This is a genomic window from Streptomyces sp. NPDC021749 (assembly GCF_040640655.1).
GTDB lineage: Bacteria > Actinomycetota > Actinomycetes > Streptomycetales > Streptomycetaceae > Streptomyces.
Genome location: NZ_JBFACE010000017.1, coordinates 43,840 through 63,149, shown reverse-complemented (window position 1 = coordinate 63,149; position 19,310 = coordinate 43,840). Strand labels below are relative to the sequence as shown.

The following is a 19,310-nucleotide window of genomic DNA, read 5'->3' as shown; positions in this document are numbered from 1 at the left end:
GATGAGAACCGTCTGAGAACACCGTGAGAGACCCGGCAGAAGTAGATATGCCGGGCATAAAGGCGTCGGGTGCGGCGTCGGGTGCGGTCAGCCGGCGCAGCCGCACGACCGCCGGACGACCAGCCGCGACGGGAACTGCCGCAGCCGCTCGCGGCGGGAGCCGACCACCCGCAGCCCGTCGTCCAGGACCAGGTCGACCGCGGCCCGGGCCATCGCCTGGCGGTCCGAGGCGACGGTGGTCAGCGGCGGGTCGGTGAGCCCGGCCTCCTTGACGTCGTCGAAGCCGGCCACCGCAAGCTCGCCGGGCACGTCGATACGCAGCTCGCGGGCGGCCCGCAGCACGCCGATGGCCTGGTCGTCGGTCGCGCACATGATGGCCGGCGGCCGCTCCGGCCCGGCCAGCAGTTTCAGCGCGACCTGGTAGGCGTCGTAGCGGTTGTAGGCGGCCTGGTAGTAGTGGCCGTCCGGGGAGCGGCCGGACTCCAGCATGGCCCGCCGCCAGCCCTCGACGTGGTCGGTGACCGGGTCGCCGGACTTCGGGGTCTCCTCCGTGCCGCCGAGGAAGGCGACGTACGGGTGTCCGTGCTCCAGCAGGTGCCGGGTCGCCAGCTGGGCGCCCCAGATGTCGTCGGTCATCACCGCGACGTCGTCGATGGCGTCCGGCCGGCGGTGCAGCAGCACCACCCGGGCGTCCCAGGCGTCGATCTCGGCGGCGGCGTGCTCACTGGGGCCCTGGCTGATCAGGATCAGCCCGGCCACCCGCATGCCGAGGAACGCCCGGAGGTAGTGCACCTCGCGCTCGTCGAGGTAGTTGGCGTTGCCGACCAGCACCATCTTTCCGCGCTCGGCGGCGGCCTGTTCGACGGCGTGCGCCATCTCCGCGAAGAACGGCTGCCGGGTGTCCGGCACGATCAGGCCTATGAGGTCGGTCCGGCGGGACGCCATCGCCTGCGCGACGCGGTCCGGCCGGTAGCCGAGCTCCTTGATGGCGGCGAGCACCCGCTCGCGCGTGGCCGGGGCGACCGGCCGTGGTCCGTTGTTGATGACGTAACTGACCACGGCGGTGGACGTCCCCGCCAGTCTTGCCACATCATCCCGCGTCACCTTGGCCACGCGCGGCAGTCTACGCGGGTGGTCCTACCTGCGGGCAGGCCGTGGGCCTGCGGAGTCCGCGGTGGCGGCGACCGCCGGGTCCGGGCCGTCGCCGTCTCCCGTGGTGCGGGTCCGCGCAGCGTCCGCCGTACGGCCGGAATCCGCGTGCTTCGTCCCGTTCGCCCCGTCGTCCTTGGCCTTGCCGCCGTTCTCCGCGGAGCGCTCGGGCTTCTCGGGGGTGACGAAGCGGTAGCCGACGTTGCGGACCGTGCCGATGAGGGACTCGTGTTCGGGGCCGAGCTTGGCGCGCAGCCGGCGGACGTGGACGTCGACCGTCCGGGTGCCGCCGAAGTAGTCGTAGCCCCAGACCTCCTGCAGGAGCTGGGCGCGGGTGAAGACCCGGCCCGGGTGCTGCGCGAGGTACTTCAGCAGCTCGAACTCCTTGAAGGTCAGGTCCAGCACCCGGCCCTTCAACTTGGCGCTGTAGGTGGCCTCGTCCACCGACAGGTCGCCGTTGCGGATCTCCATCGGCCCGTCGTCGGTGGTGATCTGCTGGCGGCCCATCGCCAGCCGCAGCCGCGCCTCGACCTCGGCGGGGCCGGCGGTGTCCAGCATGACGTCGTCGACGCCCCAGTCGGCGGTGACGGCGGCCAGGCCGCCCTCGGTGACGACCAGGATCAGCGGGCAGCCGGGGCCGGTGGACCGCAGCAGCTGGCACAGGGAGCGCACGTGGGGAAGGTCACGGCGGCCGTCGATCAGTATGACGTCGGCGCCGGGGGTGTCGATGAGTGCCGGGCCCTCGGCCGGGGCCACCCGCACGCTGTGCAGCAGCAGCCCGAGCGCCGGGAGCACCTCCGTGGACGGCTGGAGTGCATTGGTCAGCAGCAGGAGCGAACTCACCTGCGACCACCTACCCGGTTCTCGGGGTGTTGCATCCTCTTCTGCTCGCGGTCCTGCCTGCTTCGCTCGCCCATGACGTCTGGTTCCTCCTCGGTCCCTGCGACGGGGGCTTCTCCCGGCTCGGCCGGGGTGTCTGCGGCTCTGCTTCGTACGGGTCTCACAGCCGCGCGGAACGCGGCTGAAAGCACAAAAGGACCCGGGGGCGACGCTGCCCGGATCCTTCTTGCCCAGCAGAATAGCTCAGATGAGTGCCGGACCCGAGGCCGATTTTGCACGTTCTTGTGTTCTGTCGATCACTTCGAGTGGTCATCGCGTGTCCTCGTTGACGGCCACCGGGCTCCGGATCACGGTCTGCCGAATCCCCTGAACGGCCCCGCGCACGGGCGAGTTGGCGGCCCCGGAGAGCCCCCGCCGGGACCCCCGACCACCGTCCTCACCAGCACTGCGTCCGGCCCCCGGAGCGCTTCGGGCCGACCGCGGGATCGTCCCGGTATGCGGACATGATCTGACCACGTACCGGGACACGGCATCCCCGACGCCCGTCGGCGGGCGGCCGTTCCCGGGGCCGGGGAGCGCACGGGGAGCGCACGGGTGCGCGTACCGGCACACCTCCCGCGCTTCAGTCGTCGGTCCCGCTGCCGTCCTCGACCGGCTCCTCCTCCGAGGGCGGCCGGTGGTTGTCGATCTGGTGGTGCAAGCGGATCGCGGCCTCGCGCAGCTCATGCCATTCGTCGGCGTCGGTGAACAGCGGCGGATAGGTCCGGCCCTGTCCCAGCTCGCGCAACTTGGCGAGCGCGTTCTCCGCGCCGCTCAGCGCGAGTCCCAGCGCCCTGCGCTGATCGGCGATCCGCGCCCCGACGGGACGGTCGTCCGGCGCCCCGGCGTCCTGCCCCGCCGCGGACCCGGTCGCGGACTCCCCCTCGTCCGCCCGCTCACCGGGCCGCGCCCCGGCCGGGCCGGCCGGCGGGGGCGTGGGCGGCATCGAGTCCGCGATCGTCTTGCGCGCCCTGGCCTCGTCCGACGCGTAGACGACGTCCCAGGGCAGCAGCGGCACTTCGTCCCCGCCGTGCCGGCGGATCCGGTCCGAAGCCGCCAGGTCCACCGCGACGTGCTGGTAGGTCCCGTCCCCCGCCGCCTCCTCGGGCAGCCCGAACTCCTGCCGTGAACCGGCGTTGCGCGGCAGCCGGCCCGCTTCGAACCGCTGCGCCGCCAGCGCCAGGGTCCACAGGCCGAGTTCGTTGCCCTCGGCGGCCAGGCCGCCGACGACGAGATGGGCATCGGCGCGGAAGGGCACCTTCCCCGGCTCCCGGCGGGTGCCCAGGGCCGACCCGACGTTGCTGGTGATCAGCTTGTCCGCGATCAGGGCCGTACCGCCGGCCAGGGCGAGGGTGCAGCGGGCGTTGACGTCGCCCTTCAAGGCGGGCGCCACCAGGCTGGTGAAGTCCTCCGTCGGCACCGGGATCCAGCCGCCGGACAGCACGGCCTTGCACAGCACACCGCCGTTGCTCCAGGCCTTCCGGGCCTGCTTGACGGCCGCCTTCTTCTCCGCGCGCCACGGCTCGTCCACCACCGGGCCCAGGAGCCCCGCATAGCCCTTGGCGGTCATCCGCCGCTCGTTCTTGATCTCCTTGGCCCGCCCGCGCAGCTCGGCGTAGAGCTCCGCCCGGGTCAGCACGTGGAGGAGGTAGACGGCGCGCCACAGCGGCGTCCCGGGGATGCCCGGGTCGCGGAAGATGGCCGGGGTGTCGGCGGCCGGGCGGCGGCCCACCGCGAGCGCGTACACCTCGCCCAGCTGCTCCTCGTTGCCCCACTCGCGCGCCCGGGTCTGGACGACGAGCTTGAGCGCGCGGGTGGCGACCTCCAGGTTCTGGGCCGCCGCGTCCCACGGTTTGAACTCCACATGCACCGACGCGAGGATCGAGCGCAGCGCGTCGTCGAAGACATCGGCAGCAGGCAGCATGCCGCCTTCGTGTGCCTGTGTTCCCACGACGATGTGGGCCGGCACCACATACGTCTGCGCGATCTGGATGGCACGCAGCGAGGGCACCACGCCGCCCGACTCCCTGACGAATTCCTCCCGCAGCAGCTCACGCCGCAGCTCCCGGCCCAGCGCCCACCGCTGGGTCCGCGACTTCAGCGGCTCGTTGGCCGGCTGCTTGCGCTCGGCGAGCAGCGCCTCGGTCGCCGCCTCGGCCGCTGCTTCCGTCGTGGCTCCCGAGCCGGCCATCACCTTCCAGGCGCTGGCCAGCCGGGTGATGCCGTCCCTGGCCACCAGCGCGTGCACCGGCTCGGTGCCGTCGGTGAAGGCGATGACGACCGGGTGCACGATCAGCGCCCGGGTCACCCGCCGGGCCAGGATCGACTCCTCGTAGGAGTTGATGTTCAACGTGGCGTGGACGGTCTGCCAGATGTGCTGCCGGAGATGGGCGAGGTCCCGGTACTCGTAGCGCAGGATCGCCTGCGGCCGCCCGTCCGCGTCCATGCCGGTGACCTGGGGATCATCGACGTCCAGCACCTCCTGGCCGGTGCGCGGCTGGATGCCCGGGAACAGCTCGGTCAGCCACACCCGCGTGTGCACGGAGCGGAGGGTGGCACCGTCGACGTGCTCCTCCAGGAGCAGGCTGCCGTCCGAGCCGCCCGGCTGCCGCAGTTGCACGGCGACCAGTCCCGGGGCGACCGACGCGCGCGCGACCGCGTGCCAGGCGTCCTCGGGGAGCGAGGCCAGCGCGCTCTCCTGTCCGGCCTTCACCAGCTTCATCCGGTCGTCGACGTGCGAGGCGCTCGGCAGCTCCCGCGCGACGTCGGACACCACGACTTGTTCCTTGCCCCACTCCACGGTGATCGGCGCGCGCGCCTCGGACTTCGACATGAACCCTCCGTCGTTCTTCGCTGGTTGCGGACCGGCCGGCACGGGTCACCGCGCGGTGGGGCCGTCGGCCCACGGCAGGGTGGCGGGAAACCAGTCCTGCATGAACTCCCGCTCCGGGCGCTTGGCCACGCTCTGGTAGGCGGCGTACGCGAGCAGGTCGGCGGCCTGCAGGAAGTAGTTGATACGGGCCGACTCGAAGAGCGGGACGCCCTTGATGCGGCGGTCGTGCGCGGGCAGCTCGTGGTAGGCGTCGACCAGGCAGGTGTCGGTCCCGTCGCCGTCGACGATCACCACACCGTATTCGTCCGCGGCGGCGAGTTCGGCGTTGATCCGGGTCAGCCAGGCGCGCTGGAGGGCCGGGCGGTCGCGTCCGTAGTCGTCGGTCTCGCGGTAGACGGCGGTCACCCGCGCCCGGGGGATGCCGGCGACGGTTTCCAGGCCGCGGCGGATCACCCCGCGGCAGTCGGCCAGGTGGGCGGCGCGGGCCGCGCCGGTCAGCCCGGGGCGGTAGAGGTGGCGGCCGCGGCCCGCGGCGAGGTCCTGGGCGTGCAGCGAGGCGTGGATCGGCAGGCGCAGGGCGGGGTCCTCCTCCAGGGAGGCGCGGAACCGCAGCAGCTCCTGTTTGGCGGCCGCGAGGTCGTCGAGGTGGACGGACAACGAGGCGAACGCCGTGATCGTGCGGGCGTCGCCGGCATCGTCGCCGTAGATGATCCGCAAGGGCGCGGCGGACTCCTTGGTGGCCATGAAAAGCCGTCTCCCGTACCGGGCCGCATTGAGGCGCCGTGCGCACGCCATCGTCCGCACCCTCTTGGCATGGAGCGTTCCCTCTCACCACGCGCACGTGCAGCGCGGCAGCGAGCGTCCGGGTACGCGCTCCGCGGCGGATCAGGCCTCATGGGAGGCACCACTCACCCCGAGCAGCAGCCGTCGCCCGTCGGCTCCCCTACGGGAACCCCCCTGCGGGCAGACGGCGTCCAGGACGATTCCCGGACCCCGTGCAGCACATCGTCGCCGTGCGTGACGTGTTGACCACACCATAGCGGCGCGCCCGTATGACCTACACATAAATCCGCAATCCCCGGGGGGAGTTGGGTTTACTCGCAGGTCATACGGGCGCGGATGCGGTAGAGGAGCGACCGGCGCGCGGCCGGGTCAGTCGGCCTCCGCCACCGCCTCGGCGAACTGGGCCGCGTACAGCCGGGCGTAGGCCCCGTCGGCCGCCAACAGGGCGTCGTGGGAGCCCTGTTCGACGATGGCGCCGTTCTCCATGACGAGGATGGTGTCGGCGTCCCGGATCGTGGAGAGGCGGTGCGCGATCACGAAACTGGTGCGCCCGGACCGGAGTTGGGCCATCGCGTGCTGGATGAGGACCTCGGTACGGGTGTCGACCGAGCTGGTGGCCTCGTCGAGGACCAGGATGGCCGGCTCGGCGAGGAAGGCCCGGGCGATGGTGATCAGCTGCTTCTCGCCGACGGAGACGTTGTTGCCCTCGTCGTCGAGGACGGTGTCGTAGCCGTCGGGGAGGGTGCGCACGAAGCGGTCGACATGGGTGGCCTTCGCGGCCGCCACGATCTTGTCCATCGGCGTGCCCGCCGGCGCGCCGTAGGCGATGTTCTCCGCGATCGTGCCGCCGAAGAGCCAGGTGTCCTGGAGGACCATGCCGATGTGGGCGCGCAGCTCCTCGCGGGACATCGCGGCGATGTCCACGCCGTCCAGGGTGATCCGGCCGCCGCGCACCTCGTAGAACCGCATCAGGAGGTTGACCAGGGTGGTCTTGCCGGCGCCGGTCGGGCCGACGATGGCGACGGTCTGGCCGGGGTGGACGGCCAGCGACAGGTCCTCGATCAGCGGCTTGTCCTCGGCGTAGGAGAACGACACGGACTCGAACTCGACGTGGCCGCGGACGCGTTCGGGGCGGGCCGGCCGCTCCGGGTCCGGGTCCTGCTCCCGGGCGTCGAGGAGTTCGAAGACCCGCTCGGCGGAGGCGACGCCGGACTGGACGAGGTTGGCCATGGAGGCGACCTGGGTCAGCGGCTGGCTGAACTGGCGGGAATACTGGATGAACGCCTGGACGTCACCGATGGACAGCGCCCCGGAGGCGACGCGCAGCCCGCCGACCACCGCGACCAGCACGTAGTTCAGGTTGCCGATGAACATCATCGCGGGCTGGATGATGCCGGAGATGAACTGGGCCCGGAAGCCGGCCGCGTAGAGCGCCTCGTTCTGCTCGCGGAAGAGCGCGGCGGACTCCTTCTGCCGGCCGAAGACCTTGACCAGGCTGTGGCCGGTGTACATCTCCTCGATGTGGGCGTTGAGCTTGCCGGTGGTCTTCCACTGCTGGACGAACTGCGGCTGGGCCCGCTTGCCGATCTTGGTGGCGACGACCACCGAGACCGGGACGGTGACCAGCGCGACCAACGCCAGCAGCCAGGAGATCCAGAACATCATGGCGAGCACGCCGACGATGGTCAGCAGCGAGTTCACGATCTGGCTGAGGGTCTGCTGCAGCGTCTGCTGGATGTTGTCGATGTCGTTGGTGGCCCGGGAGAGGACCTCACCGCGCTGCTGCTTGTCGAAGTAGCTGAGCGGCAGCCGGCCGAGCTTCTCCTCGACCTGCTCGCGCAGCCGGAAGACGGTCCGCTGGACGACCTTGGTGGCGATCCGGGCCTGGACGAACCCGAAGAGCGAGGCCCCGGCGTAGATCAGGGCGGTCCAGAGCAGGACCGTGCCGACCGCGCCGAAGTCGATGCCGTGGCCGGGCACGAACGGCATGGCGCCCAGCATGTCGGCCAGCCCGCCCTGGCCGTGCGCCCGCAGCCGGGCCACGGCCTGCGCCTTGGTGATCCCCTCGGGCAGCCGGCGGCCGATGATGCCGGACATGATCAGGTCGGTGGCGTGGCCGAGGACCTTGGGGCCGACGACGGTCAGCGCCACGCTCGCCACGCCCAGCAGCAGGGCGACGGACATGATGCCGCGCTCGGGCCGCATCTGGGCCAGCAGGCGGGTGCCCGAGCCCTTGAAGTCCATGGATTTCTCGGTGGGTTGGCCGCCCATGAAGCGGGCCGGGCCGGCCGCCGGGGCCGGCCCTCGTCTCGGGGCCGCCGTGGGAGTCCCCTCGGTGGCCGCCGGGGCGTCGGCGCGGGTGGCCGTCCCCTTGTCCGCGGTGGTCACGCCGCCTCCTGCTCGGTGAGCTGGGAGAGCACGATCTCCCGGTAGGTCTCGTTGTCGGCCATCAGCTCGGTGTGGGTGCCGGTGCCCACGATGCGGCCCTCGTCCAGCACCACGATCCGGTCGGCGCCGCGGATCGTGGCGACCCGCTGGGCGACGATCACCACCGTCGCCCGGTCGGTCTCGCGGGCGAGCGCGGCGCGCAGCGCGGCGTCCGTGGCGTAGTCCAGCGCGGAGAACGAGTCGTCGAAGAGGTAGATCTCGGGCCGGCGGACCAGCGCGCGGGCGATCGCCAGCCGCTGCCGCTGGCCGCCGGAGACGTTGGAGCCGCCCTGCGCGACCGGCGCGTCCAGACCGCCCGCCATCCCCTCGACGAACTCCCGGGCCTGGGCGATCTCCAGCGCGTGCCACAGTTCGTCGTCGGTGGCGTCCGGGTTGCCGTAGCGGAGGTTGCTGGCCACCGTGCCGGAGAAGAGGTACGGCTTCTGCGGGACCAGGCCGATGGCCCCGGCCAGGGTCTCCGGGTCGAGGGTGCGGACGTCCTCGCCGTCGACGAGGACCGTGCCGCCGGTCGCGTCGAAGAGCCGGGGCACCAGCCCGAGGAGGGTGGACTTGCCGCTGCCGGTGGAGCCGATGACGGCGGTGGTCTCCCCGGGGCGGGCGGTCAGTGAGATGTCCTTGAGGACCGGCTGCTCGGCGCCGGGGAAGCGGAACTCGACGTTGCGGAGCTCCAGTTCGCCGCGGCGGCGCAGGGTGGTGACCGGGTGCTGCGGCGGGACGACGCTGGAGTCCGTGCCCAGCACCTCCTGGATGCGCTCGGCGCAGACCTCGGCGCGCGGCAGCATCATGACCATGAACGTCGCCATCATGATCGACATGAGGATGTACATCAGGTAGCTGAGGAAGGCCGTCAGCGCGCCGATCTGCATCCCGCCGCTGTCGATGCGCAGCCCGCCGAACCAGACGACGGCCACGCTGGAGAGGTTCACGATCAGCATGACCAGCGGGAACATCATCGACATCAGCCGGCCGGCGCGGAGCGAGACGTCGTAGAGGTCGGTGTTGGCCCCGGCGAAGCGCTCACGCTCGTGCCGGTCCCGGACGAAGGCGCGGATCACGCGGATGCCGGTGATCTGCTCGCGCAGCACGCGGTTGACGGTGTCGATGCGCTCCTGCACGCCGCGGAAGAGCGGCCGCATCCGGCGCACGATCAGTGAGACGAGGATCCCGAGGGCCGGGACGATGGCCAGCAGGAGGCCGGACAGCGGCACGTCCTGATTGAGGGCCATGACGACGCCGCCGACGCACATGATCGGCGCGGAGACCATCATCGTGAACGTCATCAGGACCAGCATCTGGACCTGCTGGACGTCGTTGGTGGTACGGGTGATCAGCGACGGGGCGCCGAAGGCGCCGACCTCGCGGGCGGAGAAGGACTGCACCCGGTCGAAGACCGCGGCGCGGACGTCCCGGCCGAGGGCCATGGCCGTGCGCGCGCCGAAGTAGACGGCACCGATGGCGCAGACGATCTGCAGCAGGGTGACGGCGATCATGAAACCGCCGGTGCGGAAGATGTAGCCCGTGTCCCCCTGCACGACACCGTTGTCGATGATGTCGGCGTTGAGAGTGGGGAGGTAGAGGGTGGCCAGGGTCTGGATCAGCTGGAGCAGCACGATCAGGGTCATCGAGCGCCTGTAGGGCCGCAAATGCGCCCGCGCGAGTCGTACCAACACACAATGAGCCTAAGTGAACACTTGCCTTCGGCAATCGATTTTCCGGAAGGCCGCCGGGAGCGGGACGAAAGCCGTCACCGGCACCCGTCCCGGACGGCCGCGGCCGCCGCGTACGCCATCATGGAGGCGGCAACGACGGGGCCGCCGCCACCGAGGGCGGTCCCCCGACCGACACGACGAAGAGGCCGCCGTGACAACAACTGGCACCGTGCGCTACTGGGCCGCGGCCAAGGCCGCCGCGGGCACGGCAGAGGAGCCCTATGCGGCGGCGACGCTCGCCGAGGCGCTCGACGCGGCGCGCGCCGCGCACGCCGCGAACCCCGAGTTCGCGCGCGTGCTGATGCGCTGCTCGTTCCTGGTGGACGGCGATCCGGTGGGCACCCGTGACCACGCCCTGGTGCCGCTCGCCGAGGGCGGCACCGTCGAGGTCCTGCCGCCGTTCGCGGGAGGGTGAGCAGCCGATCATGAGCGAGCACCAGCCGCAGGGCCACCACCCGTACCAGCCGCACGACCCGTACGCCCCGCAGGACGCGTACGCCCTCCAGGACCCGTACGCCCCCCAGGACCCCTACGGGCAGCCGGGGCCCTACGCCCCGCAGGACGCCTACGGGCGGCCGGCCCCGTACGGGCAGCCCGAGCCCTATCAGCAGCAGTACGGCGGGCACGCCCCTTACGGGCAGCCGGGCCCCCCACCGGCCGCCGCACCGCACGACCCCCAGGCCGCCTACGGCGACCCGTACGGACAGCCCGGATACGGACAGCCCGGATACGGCCAGGACCGGCCCGGGGCCGAGCCGCCCGCGCCCGCCGCGCCGCTGCCCGACCGGCAGCCGGCCGCGACCGCCACCATGGCGGCCGCCCCGCCCTCGCTGCCCGACGCCCCGCTCAAGCCCAACCAGCGCGCCCGCCTGGAGGGCCGCTCGCCGATCATCCCGCCGGGCATCCAGCCGGCCGCGCTGACCGCCGTACTGGCGCTGCTGCTGGCGCTGACCGCGCCGCTGGCCCGGCCGGTGCTCGCGGTGCCGGTGGTGCTCCTCCAGGCGGTCACCGCGGCCGGCTGGTTCCGGCTGAACGGCATGTGGCCGGCCCGCCAGGGCATCGCGCTGGCGTTCCTGGCCGGGCTGGCCACCGACGCGGCGCTGCTGGCCACGGACCCCGCGAGCGCGCCCCTGGTCGGCATCGGCACGCTCGGCGTGTGGTGCCTGCTGGTCCTGATCCTCCAGCTGCGCAACCGCAGCAGCGCGGACGAGCGGATGTACGCGCTGACCGCGGGCCTGACCTCGACCGCACTGGCGGTGCTCGCGGCCGGCCACCTGGCCGCGAACCCGCACGCGGTGGTCGTCGGCGCCGCCGCGGTCGGGGTGGCCACGCTCGCCCGGGCGCTCCCGCTGCCCTCGTTCGTCTCGGTGGGGATCTCCCTGGTGGCCGCGGCCGGCGCCGGGATCGCGGCCGGCCAGCTGACCGGCCTGGGCACGTCCGGGGCCGTGCTGGGCCTGGCGGCCGGCGGCTGCGCCCTGATCGGCCTGCGGGTGGCCAGCTACGACTACCCCTCCCGCTTCGTCCACATGACGGCCGGTGTGGCCCTCCCCCTGGCCCTCGCCGCCCCCGCGGTGTACGTCCTGGGCCGGGCCCTGGGCTAGCCGGAACGGAACCCGCGCCGATCCGCAGCGGCGGCCGCACGGCGAGCGCTTCTCGCGCCCGCCCGCGGCCGCCGCTCCCCTTTGGGGGAGGGGGTCGTTTAGGGTCTCCCCACCGGGCAGACCCAAGGTCTGTCCGGCGCGCAGGCAGGGGGCCTGCGCGCCGAGCGACGGGCCGGCCGGGCAGTGCCGGCCCAGTGTGGGGGTAGTGGTTCGATGCGTGCACTGAAGGTGCTGCTGGTCCTCGTGGTCATATTCAGCGGGCTGTTCGTGGCCGCCGACCGGGTGGCGGTGAATCTCGTCGAGGACAAGGCGGCGGAGAAGATCCGCAGCAGTCAGGGGCTCGACCGGAACCCGGAGGTCACCATCAAGGGCTTCCCGTTCCTGACCCAGGTCGCCGGGCGCGATCTGCAGGAGGTGGACGCCGAGCTCGGCGGGATCGAGGCCCGCGCCGGCGGGCACGCGCTGCGCATCGACAAGCTCTCGGCGCAGTTCCACGACGTGGCGCTGACCAGCGACTACATGTCCATCGAGAGCGCGGCCACGGCCACCGGCAACGCCCGGATCACGTATGCGGACCTCACCAAGGCCGCGGGCGCTGACGTGAAGATCAGCTACGGCGGGGAGAAGAACGGCCGCAGCCAGGTCAAGATCTCGCCGAAGCTGCCGCTCCTCAGCTCGCTGGACGTGACCGGCTCGATCACCATCGTCCACGGCGACACCGTGCGGCTGCGCGCCGACGGGCTGCCCGCGATGTGCCGGGCGCTGCCGGGCTGCGAGGCGAAGGTGCGGGCCCAGACCGACCACGACTGGAAGCTGGACCAGCTGCCGGGCAATCTGAAGCTGGACAAGGTGGCGACGCGGGCCGACGGGCTGTCGATCTCCGCCTCCGGCACGGACGTCAAGCTTCCCGGCTGACCCGGGCGCCCCGCGAGCGGGCCGCCCCACCGGCCCGCCGCCCGGACCGACCCCCCGGCGACCACCCGGCCGTCCATTTCCTGAGACGCCCGGGTCCGAACGCCAGACCCCCCACCCTCGGACGGCCTCCGGCACCCGGGCCGGACCTGCCCGTTCCGGCCACGCGTCCCACATCACGGACAGACGCGTCTCGCCATTTGACACGCCGGTGACATGCCCGGCTCCGCGTCCCTACGATCGGTGCCATGCAGAGCGCATTGAGCCGTTCCCGTCCGCGGGGACTGGCGGTCCTCACGAAGCGGCGGGCAGTGGACCTGTGCCGCGTCGCCGCCATGCTCTGTCGCCCTGTCTGACGGGTACGCCCCTCCCCCAAGCTCCGCGAGAGCACGGGGTGTTCCCTCGCCCGGCCGGCCGGCCGCTCCGGCCGAATCCCCCGCGTGTCCCCCGCACCGCGCCGCTCCGGCGCCCCGACGATCGTCATGGGCCGTCCGGAAGCCTCCGGCGCGCGCCCGGCGTACCCGCGTGCCACTTCCCCAACCGCCCCCGTAACTGCCCCGGAGGAGAAGAACATGAGCCGTAGCGACGTCCTCGTGGACGCCGACTGGGTCGAGGCCCACCTCGATGACCCGAAGGTCGTGATCGTCGAGGTCGACGAGGACACCTCGGCCTACGACAAGAACCACATCAAGAACGCGGTCCGGATCGACTGGAAGCAGGACCTCCAGGACCCGGTCCGCCGTGACTTCGTCGACCAGGCGGGCTTCGAGAAGCTGCTCTCGGCCAAGGGCATCGCCAACGACGACACCGTCGTCCTCTACGGCGGCAACAACAACTGGTTCGCCTCCTACGCGTACTGGTACTTCAAGCTCTACGGCCACGACAGCGTCAAGCTGCTCGACGGCGGCCGCAAGAAGTGGGAGCTGGACTCCCGCGACCTGGTCGACGGCTCCGAGGTCCCCCAGCGCCCGGCCACCGAGTACAAGGCCAAGGCCCAGGACACCTCCATCCGCGCCTTCCGTGACGACGTCGTCGCCGCGATCGGCGCCAAGAACCTGGTCGACGTCCGGTCCCCCGACGAGTTCAGCGGCAAGCTGCTCGCCCCCGCGCACCTGCCGCAGGAGCAGTCGCAGCGCCCCGGCCACGTGCCCAGCGCCCGCAACATCCCGTGGTCGAAGAACGCCAACGACGACGGCACCTTCAAGTCGGACGAGGAGCTCAAGGCCCTCTACGAGAAGGAGTCGGTCGACCTCACCAAGGACACCATCGCCTACTGCCGGATCGGTGAGCGCTCCGCGCTGACCTGGTTCGTGCTGCACGAGCTGCTCGGCCAGACCAACGTCAAGAACTACGACGGCTCCTGGACCGAGTACGGCTCGCTGGTCGGCGTCCCGATCGAGCTCGGCGCCAACAAGTAAACAAGGCTTCTTCTCCCCCGAACCCCTCAAGGAAGTACCCCATGTGTGGAGCACAGGCCGGCGGCCCGGACGCCTCGACCATCAAGCCCGGTGAGACCACGATCCAGGGCAGCGTGACCCGCGACGGCCAGCCCGTCACCGGTTACGTCCGACTCCTGGACAGCACCGGCGAGTTCACCGCCGAGGTTCCCACCTCCGCGACCGGACAGTTCCGCTTCTACGCGGCCGAGGGCACCTGGACGCTGCGCGCGCTCGTCCCCGGCGCCACCGCGGACCGCACCGTCGTCGCCCAGAAGGGCGGGCTGGCGGAGGTCGCCATCGCCGTCTGACGGCGACCCTTGTCCGTACCTCCCGTACGGGCGCGAGGGCCGCACCCCCGAGGCTTGGACGCCTTGGCGGGGGTGCGGCCCTTCGCGCTGCTCCGGCCCGGGCGACCGGGCCGCGGCCCGGCTTCTTTCCGGTCCCCCGCGGACTTACCGTGGAAGCGTGGACACGCACCGCCGGTCGCCCGTAGAGCGCCGTCACCGCCGGTACTTCGTGCTGATGGGCGCCTGTCTCGTGCTGTTCGTACTGGCCTGGGGCGTGGTCCGGCTGTGGTCGGTGCCGGTCGCGGTCGGGATGTGCGTGGTCGCCATGGTCATCCCGCCGGTCGCGGCGATCATCGGCAACCGCCGCGAGCCCGGCGAACGCTGGTGGGACGAGTCCGGCGACCCGGAATCGGACCGCTGGTGGCGGGAGCTCGACGACCGCGGCGACGACAAGCACCCGCGGTAGTCCTCCCCCGGCCCGCCGGGCGCGGCCGGGGCACCCGGTCGGTACGCCGGCGCACCGGGGCTCGTACACCAGCGCCCGTACACCAAGGTCAGTACAGCAGCGCCCGTACACCAGGGTCAGTACACCAGCGCCTGCACGTCGTCCGGCATGATCTCGCTGACGAAGACCTGGGCCCCGGCGATGCCCGCGCCCTCGATCAGGTCCTTCTGCTCGATGTTGCGCCGGGCCGCGCACTGCGTGCAGACCGTGATCGCGCCGCCGCCCGCACGGATGCCGTCGATCAGCTCCGGCAGCGGGGCGGCGTGCGGCAGCTCGAACTCCGCCGCCCGCCCGGGCAGCGCGAACCACACCGATTCCCCGGTCAGCCACAGCGACACCTCGACGCCGCTGGCCGCCGCCACCGCCGCCACCGTGAACGCCTGCGAGCACCGCTCGGGCGCATCCGCCCCCGCCGTCACCTTGATCACGAGCTTCTTCGCCATGGGGCAAGAGTAGGCGCGGGCGGGCGGGAGACCTCACAGCGCCGTGGCCCAAGCCGCCGACTAGACTCGCAAGCGGTCCGTTAGTCCCTCACTCCGTCCAAGGAGCGCGCCCGTGCTTGAGGCATTCTTCACCACCCTGCTGGTTCTGGTCGCCGTCGGCGTGATCGCGTTCGCCGGTCTGACCTGGGCGAAGCTGTACCAGGGCCAGCGCTGACGCACGCGGACACCCCTTTCCCCTCTCTACAGATCGCCTGAGCTCTCATGATCGAGATCCCCTCCGACCTGAACCCGGCCCTGGTGCCGCTCGCCTTCCTCCTCGGCAACTGGGAGGGCGCCGGCGTCGCCGACTTCCCCGGTACCGAGAAGTGCAACTTCGGGCAGGAGGTCACCTTCTCCCACGACGGCCGTGACTTCCTGGAGTACACCTCGCACAGCTGGGTGCTCGACTCCGAGGGCAAGAAGGTCCGCCCGCTGGAGAGCGAGAGCGGCTACTGGCGCATCGACGCGGACCGCAAGGTCGAGGTCGTGATGATCCGGGACCAGGGCGTCGTCGAGGTCTGGTACGGCGAGCTGGCCGACCAGAAGCCGCAGATCGACCTGGCCACCGACGCCATCGCACGGACCGCGTCGGCCGGCCCGTACAACGGCGGCAAGCGGCTCTACGGCTACGTCAACAGCGACCTGATGTGGGTCGGCGAGAAGTCGACCCCGGACGTGCCGCTGCGGCCGTACATGTCCGCGCACCTGAAGAAGGTCGCCGACCTGAAGGAGTGGGCCGAGAGCCTGCCCGACGACATGCCGGACGGGGTCTCCTTCTTCAACCCCGACGGCACTCCTTACCAGGGCTGACCTGCCCGCACGAAAAACGTGACGCGCCCCCGCGGGAAAGTCCGGTGAGAGTCCCGCGCTGACCCGCAACGGTGAGTGGAAGCCCCTTCCGCACGTCCGGTAGCCCGCGGCGGCGCACGTTCCGCACCACTCGCCGTGGACTGCGGGGGGACGCCGCGGGGTGCTGACGGTCGCCCTGCCGGCGGGCGCGGTCCTGCTGGCGGGGTGCGCCCGATGTGGGTCGACCTGGCGTGGGCGGGCCCGGCCTCGTGGGTGCTGCCGGCGCCCGTCGAACTGCCGGTCGGCCGCCCGGCGTCCGGGAAGGTGACCGATGCGGTGCGTACCCCGCTGCCGTACCTCCTCCTACACTGGCGGTGTGGTGACCACCGACTGGCAGAGCGACCTCCGCAAGCGCGGGTACCGCCTGACCCCACAGCGGCAGCTCGTCCTGGAGGCCGTGGACAGGCTGGAACACGCCACCCCGGACGACATCCTCACCGAGGTGCGCAAGACGGCCGGCGGCGTGAACATCTCCACGGTCTACCGGACCCTGGAGCTCCTGGAGGAGCTGGGCCTGGTCAGCCACGCCCACCTCGGCCACGGCGCGCCCACGTACCACCTCGCCGACCGGCACCACCACATCCACCTGGTGTGCCGGGACTGCACCGAGGTCATCGAGGCGGATCTGTCGGTGGCCGCGCCGTTCACCGCGACGCTGCGCGAACAGTTCGGCTTCGACACCGACATGAAGCATTTCGCGATCTTCGGCCGGTGTGCGGACTGCCGCGCCAAGTCCGGCGGGGACGAGGGCTGAGGCCACCCCGGCGGAAAGCCTCGAACGCGTCGTAGGCTGGCCCCATGCTGCGACAATCACCCGTCAGCCCGCTGCTGTCGCTGCCCGGCGCCGTCCCCGCCGAGGCCCCCGACGAAGGCGTTGCCGCGCACTACGGCGACCTGTTCCGGGAGCAGCGCGCCCTCGCCGACGGCACCGGCTTCGTGGACCTCTCGCACCGCGGCGTGGTGGCCGTCAGCGGCCCCGAGCGGCTGAGCTGGCTGCATCTGCTGCTCACCCAGCACGTCAGCGAACTCCCGCCCGGGCACGCCACGGAGGCGCTGATCCTCTCCGCGCACGGCCACATCGAGCATGCGGTGTACCTCGTCGACGACGGGGAAACGACGTGGATGCACACCGAGCCGGGTGGCCAGGAGGCGCTGATCGCCTACCTGGAGAGCATGAAGTTCTTCTACCGGGTCGAGATCGCCGACCGCACCGACGACATCGCGGTGGTCCACCTGCCGGCCGGGTCCATCACCGAGGCCCCCGAGGGCACCGTCGTCCGCGAGACCGCGCACGGCCGTGATCTGTTCCTGCCGCGTGCGGAGCTGTCGGCGTTCGCGGACGCCCACGGCCCGGCGATCGGCGTACTGGCGCTGGAGGCGCTGCGCGTCGAGGCGCACCGCCCGCGGCTCGGCCTGGAGACCGACCACCGCACCATCCCGCACGAACTCGGCTGGATCGGCACCGCCGTCCACCTCCAGAAGGGCTGCTACCGCGGTCAGGAGACCGTCGCCCGGGTCCACAACCTGGGGAAGCCGCCACGCCGGCTGGTCTTCCTGCACCTGGACGGCAGCGAGGTGCACCTGCCCCCGCACGGCGCCCCGGTACGCCTGGCCGCCGACGGCGAGGAGGGCCGCCAACTCGGCTTCGTCACCACCTCGGCCCGCCACCACGAACTCGGCCCCATCGCCCTGGCCCTGGTCAAGCGCAACGTCCCGGTGGACGCCGCCCTCCTCGCGGGCGGCACCGCGGCGGCCCAGGAGGTGGTGGTGGAGCCGTAGGGGACGCCGGCGACTGCGGGGAGGACGCCGGGGATACAGGGACGCCTGCGGGGACGCCGGGGCTGCGGGGACTGCGGGAGCTGCGGAGGGGGAGCTGCGGGGGGGAAAGCCGGTGGGGAGCCCGGGAATACCCGCCCTGGCCCGCCACTTCCCGGAGTACCCGCCCTGCCCCGCCGCTGCCGGGAGTACCCGCCCGCCCCTCAGACCTCGACCAACACCGTGAACGGCCCGTCGTTCGTCAGCGAGACCTTCATCTGCGCGCCGAAGCGGCCGGTCTCCACGTGGGCGCCCAGCGCGCGCAGCTGGGCGACGACCTCGTCGACCAGTGGTTCGGCGACCGGGCCGGGGGCCGCGGCGTTCCAGGTGGGACGGCGGCCCTTGCGCGCGTCACCGTAGAGAGTGAACTGGCTGATCACCAGCAGCGGTGCCCCGGTGTCCGAGCAGGACTTCTCGCCCTGCAGGATCCGCACCGACCACAGCTTGCGGGCGAGCTGTGCCGCCTTCTCCGGGGTGTCGTCGTGGGTGACGCCCACCAGCACGCACAGCCCTTCCCCGACGATCTCCCCGACCGTCTCGCCCGCCACGTCGACGCGGGCGCCGTCAACTCTCTGCACCACGGCTCGCATACCCGCCATCATGCCGGGCGGCGCCGCGGCTTCGGACAGCCGTGCCCCCACGGGGGCCGTTCGGGTGCCATGGCCCTGCAGAAGGACCGCACAGAGTGGCACGATGCGTGCACGTGGTGCGTTTCATGGACAACATGCCCTGGACGCGGCCCGGACGAGGGGACGGAACCATTCATGAGCACTGCCGGCGCCGGACAGACACCCGGTCCCGTACCGAGCGCCCGTACGACATCGACCGCCCGAACGACACCGAGTGCCCGTACGAAACCGGCCGAACCACCGGCACCGGCCGCCACCGCGTCCGGCACCGGGCGGCCGGCACCCGCTGCCCCGGCGGCCCCCACCGCGTCGACGACCGCCACCACCGCATCCCCCACCACCTCCACCACAGCCACCACGACGACCACGGCAGCGGCTCCCGGTGAGCCGGCCGGCACCAAGGACGGCCCCATGCTCCAGGCAGGCCAGGCGCAGCACCCCCGCCCCCCGCAGCAGCGCGACCGCTGCCGCCCGGCCACCACACCCGATCTCTCCGGGCTGGGGCTGCCCGAGCTGCGCGTCGTACGCCGCGACTCGCAGCAGGAGGAGGCCGATCTGAGTTATCTGCGGCGGCTGCTGCAGGGCCGGATCGACATCCTGCGGGCCGAGATCGCCCGCCGTAGCGCCCAGCAATCCCCGCTGCTGGACCGGCTGCCGGAGATCCTCACGGACCTGCCGTCGCGGCACCGCTCGTCGGCCCGCCACGTGACGCTCGGCACGCCGCACAGCGAGGAGTACCGCAGGATGGCGGACGAGATGCTCGGCGAGGTGGAGTTGTCCGACCTCACCGCGCGCACCGACCAGGAGCTGCACGAGGCGATGGGCCGGCTGATCCGCTACGAACGCCAGGTCTCGCAGCGCCGCCAGTCACTGCAGCGCACCACCGACGAATGCAGTGCGGAAATCGCCCGCAGGTACCGTGAGGGCGAAGCGCAGGTAGACGACCTGCTGTCCTAACGACAAGTAGACGACCTGCCGTCCTGACAGGCC

20 protein-coding genes are annotated in these 19,310 nt (G+C 72.1%); 12 read left to right on the top strand and 8 right to left on the bottom strand.

What is annotated here, in order from left to right; genetic code table 11:
- Positions 1–87 precede the first annotated feature (87 nt).
- The 6 genes from AB0G35_RS18885 to AB0G35_RS18860 form a co-directional block, all read right to left on the bottom strand.
- A complete protein-coding gene (locus AB0G35_RS18885) occupies positions 88–1,113 on the bottom strand; it encodes a LacI family DNA-binding transcriptional regulator (protein WP_360950146.1) in 1,026 nt (341 codons plus the stop codon).
- A gap of 24 nt (positions 1,114–1,137) precedes the next feature.
- Complete coding sequence (locus tag AB0G35_RS18880) at positions 1,138–1,992, bottom strand: response regulator transcription factor (RefSeq protein ID WP_360950143.1); 855 nt, start codon at positions 1,990–1,992, stop codon at positions 1,138–1,140.
- Positions 1,993–2,611: 619 nt separating this feature from the next.
- Complete coding sequence (locus AB0G35_RS18875; RefSeq protein ID WP_360950140.1) at positions 2,612–4,861, bottom strand: hypothetical protein; 2,250 nt, start codon at positions 4,859–4,861, stop codon at positions 2,612–2,614.
- 45 nt (positions 4,862–4,906) lie between these two features.
- Complete coding sequence (locus AB0G35_RS18870) at positions 4,907–5,605, bottom strand: DUF3800 domain-containing protein (RefSeq protein WP_360950137.1); 699 nt, start codon at positions 5,603–5,605, stop codon at positions 4,907–4,909.
- A 408-nt stretch (positions 5,606–6,013) separates the two neighbouring features.
- Positions 6,014–7,915: an ABC transporter ATP-binding protein gene (locus AB0G35_RS18865; RefSeq protein WP_360950395.1), complete on the bottom strand. Its 1,902-nt coding sequence runs from the start codon at positions 7,913–7,915 to the stop codon at positions 6,014–6,016.
- 113 nt (positions 7,916–8,028) lie between these two features.
- The gene (locus AB0G35_RS18860; protein WP_360950134.1) at positions 8,029–9,762 is read right to left on the bottom strand and encodes an ABC transporter ATP-binding protein; all 1,734 of its coding nucleotides are present in this window, start codon (positions 9,760–9,762) and stop codon (positions 8,029–8,031) included.
- A gap of 208 nt (positions 9,763–9,970) precedes the next feature.
- Here AB0G35_RS18860 and AB0G35_RS18855 point away from each other — a divergent pair, with 208 nt between their 5' ends.
- The 7 genes from AB0G35_RS18855 to AB0G35_RS18825 all read left to right on the top strand — a co-directional run bounded on the left by AB0G35_RS18855 (position 9,971) and on the right by AB0G35_RS18825 (position 14,506).
- The gene (locus AB0G35_RS18855) at positions 9,971–10,216 is read left to right on the top strand and encodes a MoaD/ThiS family protein (RefSeq protein WP_360950392.1); all 246 of its coding nucleotides are present in this window, start codon (positions 9,971–9,973) and stop codon (positions 10,214–10,216) included.
- A gap of 10 nt (positions 10,217–10,226) precedes the next feature.
- Positions 10,227–11,402 (top strand): hypothetical protein, encoded by a 1,176-nt coding sequence (locus AB0G35_RS18850; protein WP_360950131.1) that lies wholly within the window; start codon positions 10,227–10,229, stop codon positions 11,400–11,402.
- 213 nt (positions 11,403–11,615) lie between these two features.
- Positions 11,616–12,317 (top strand): DUF2993 domain-containing protein, encoded by a 702-nt coding sequence (locus tag AB0G35_RS18845; protein WP_360950128.1) that lies wholly within the window; start codon positions 11,616–11,618, stop codon positions 12,315–12,317.
- Between the two features lie 245 nt (positions 12,318–12,562).
- Positions 12,563–12,670 (top strand): putative leader peptide, encoded by a 108-nt coding sequence (locus AB0G35_RS18840; RefSeq protein WP_351531855.1) that lies wholly within the window; start codon positions 12,563–12,565, stop codon positions 12,668–12,670.
- 216 nt (positions 12,671–12,886) lie between these two features.
- The gene (locus tag AB0G35_RS18835; protein ID WP_360950125.1) at positions 12,887–13,732 is read left to right on the top strand and encodes a sulfurtransferase; all 846 of its coding nucleotides are present in this window, start codon (positions 12,887–12,889) and stop codon (positions 13,730–13,732) included.
- A gap of 41 nt (positions 13,733–13,773) precedes the next feature.
- Complete coding sequence (locus AB0G35_RS18830; protein ID WP_030812677.1) at positions 13,774–14,061, top strand: DUF1416 domain-containing protein; 288 nt, start codon at positions 13,774–13,776, stop codon at positions 14,059–14,061.
- A 214-nt stretch (positions 14,062–14,275) separates the two neighbouring features.
- The gene (locus tag AB0G35_RS18825) at positions 14,276–14,506 is read left to right on the top strand and encodes a hypothetical protein (protein ID WP_360950389.1); all 231 of its coding nucleotides are present in this window, start codon (positions 14,276–14,278) and stop codon (positions 14,504–14,506) included.
- A gap of 116 nt (positions 14,507–14,622) precedes the next feature.
- Here AB0G35_RS18825 and AB0G35_RS18820 read toward each other — a convergent pair whose 3' ends face one another.
- Positions 14,623–14,988, bottom strand: a complete 366-nt coding sequence (locus AB0G35_RS18820) for a DsrE family protein (protein ID WP_030414758.1) — start codon at positions 14,986–14,988, stop codon at positions 14,623–14,625.
- Positions 14,989–15,249: 261 nt separating this feature from the next.
- On the opposite strand from AB0G35_RS18820, the gene AB0G35_RS18815 reads away from it, so the two are divergent.
- The 3 genes from AB0G35_RS18815 (at position 15,250) to AB0G35_RS18805 (ending at position 17,655) form a co-directional block, all read left to right on the top strand.
- The gene (locus AB0G35_RS18815) at positions 15,250–15,837 is read left to right on the top strand and encodes an FABP family protein (RefSeq protein WP_360950122.1); all 588 of its coding nucleotides are present in this window, start codon (positions 15,250–15,252) and stop codon (positions 15,835–15,837) included.
- Positions 15,838–16,192: 355 nt separating this feature from the next.
- Positions 16,193–16,630, top strand: a complete 438-nt coding sequence (locus AB0G35_RS18810; protein ID WP_360950119.1) for a Fur family transcriptional regulator — start codon at positions 16,193–16,195, stop codon at positions 16,628–16,630.
- 44 nt (positions 16,631–16,674) lie between these two features.
- Positions 16,675–17,655: a folate-binding protein gene (locus AB0G35_RS18805; RefSeq protein WP_360950116.1), complete on the top strand. Its 981-nt coding sequence runs from the start codon at positions 16,675–16,677 to the stop codon at positions 17,653–17,655.
- Between the two features lie 200 nt (positions 17,656–17,855).
- Here the strand turns inward: AB0G35_RS18805 and dtd are convergent, their stop codons facing one another.
- Positions 17,856–18,281: a D-aminoacyl-tRNA deacylase gene (gene dtd / locus AB0G35_RS18800; protein WP_360950113.1), complete on the bottom strand. Its 426-nt coding sequence runs from the start codon at positions 18,279–18,281 to the stop codon at positions 17,856–17,858.
- A 125-nt stretch (positions 18,282–18,406) separates the two neighbouring features.
- On the opposite strand from dtd, the gene AB0G35_RS18795 reads away from it, so the two are divergent.
- Together AB0G35_RS18795 and AB0G35_RS18790 are read left to right on the top strand one after the other, a co-directional pair.
- Positions 18,407–18,706 (top strand): hypothetical protein, encoded by a 300-nt coding sequence (locus AB0G35_RS18795; protein WP_360950110.1) that lies wholly within the window; start codon positions 18,407–18,409, stop codon positions 18,704–18,706.
- Between the two features lie 25 nt (positions 18,707–18,731).
- On the top strand, positions 18,732–19,277 hold the full coding sequence (locus AB0G35_RS18790; protein ID WP_360950107.1) for an ABC transporter substrate-binding protein: 546 nt from the start codon (positions 18,732–18,734) through the stop codon (positions 19,275–19,277).
- Positions 19,278–19,310: the final 33 nt, after the last annotated feature.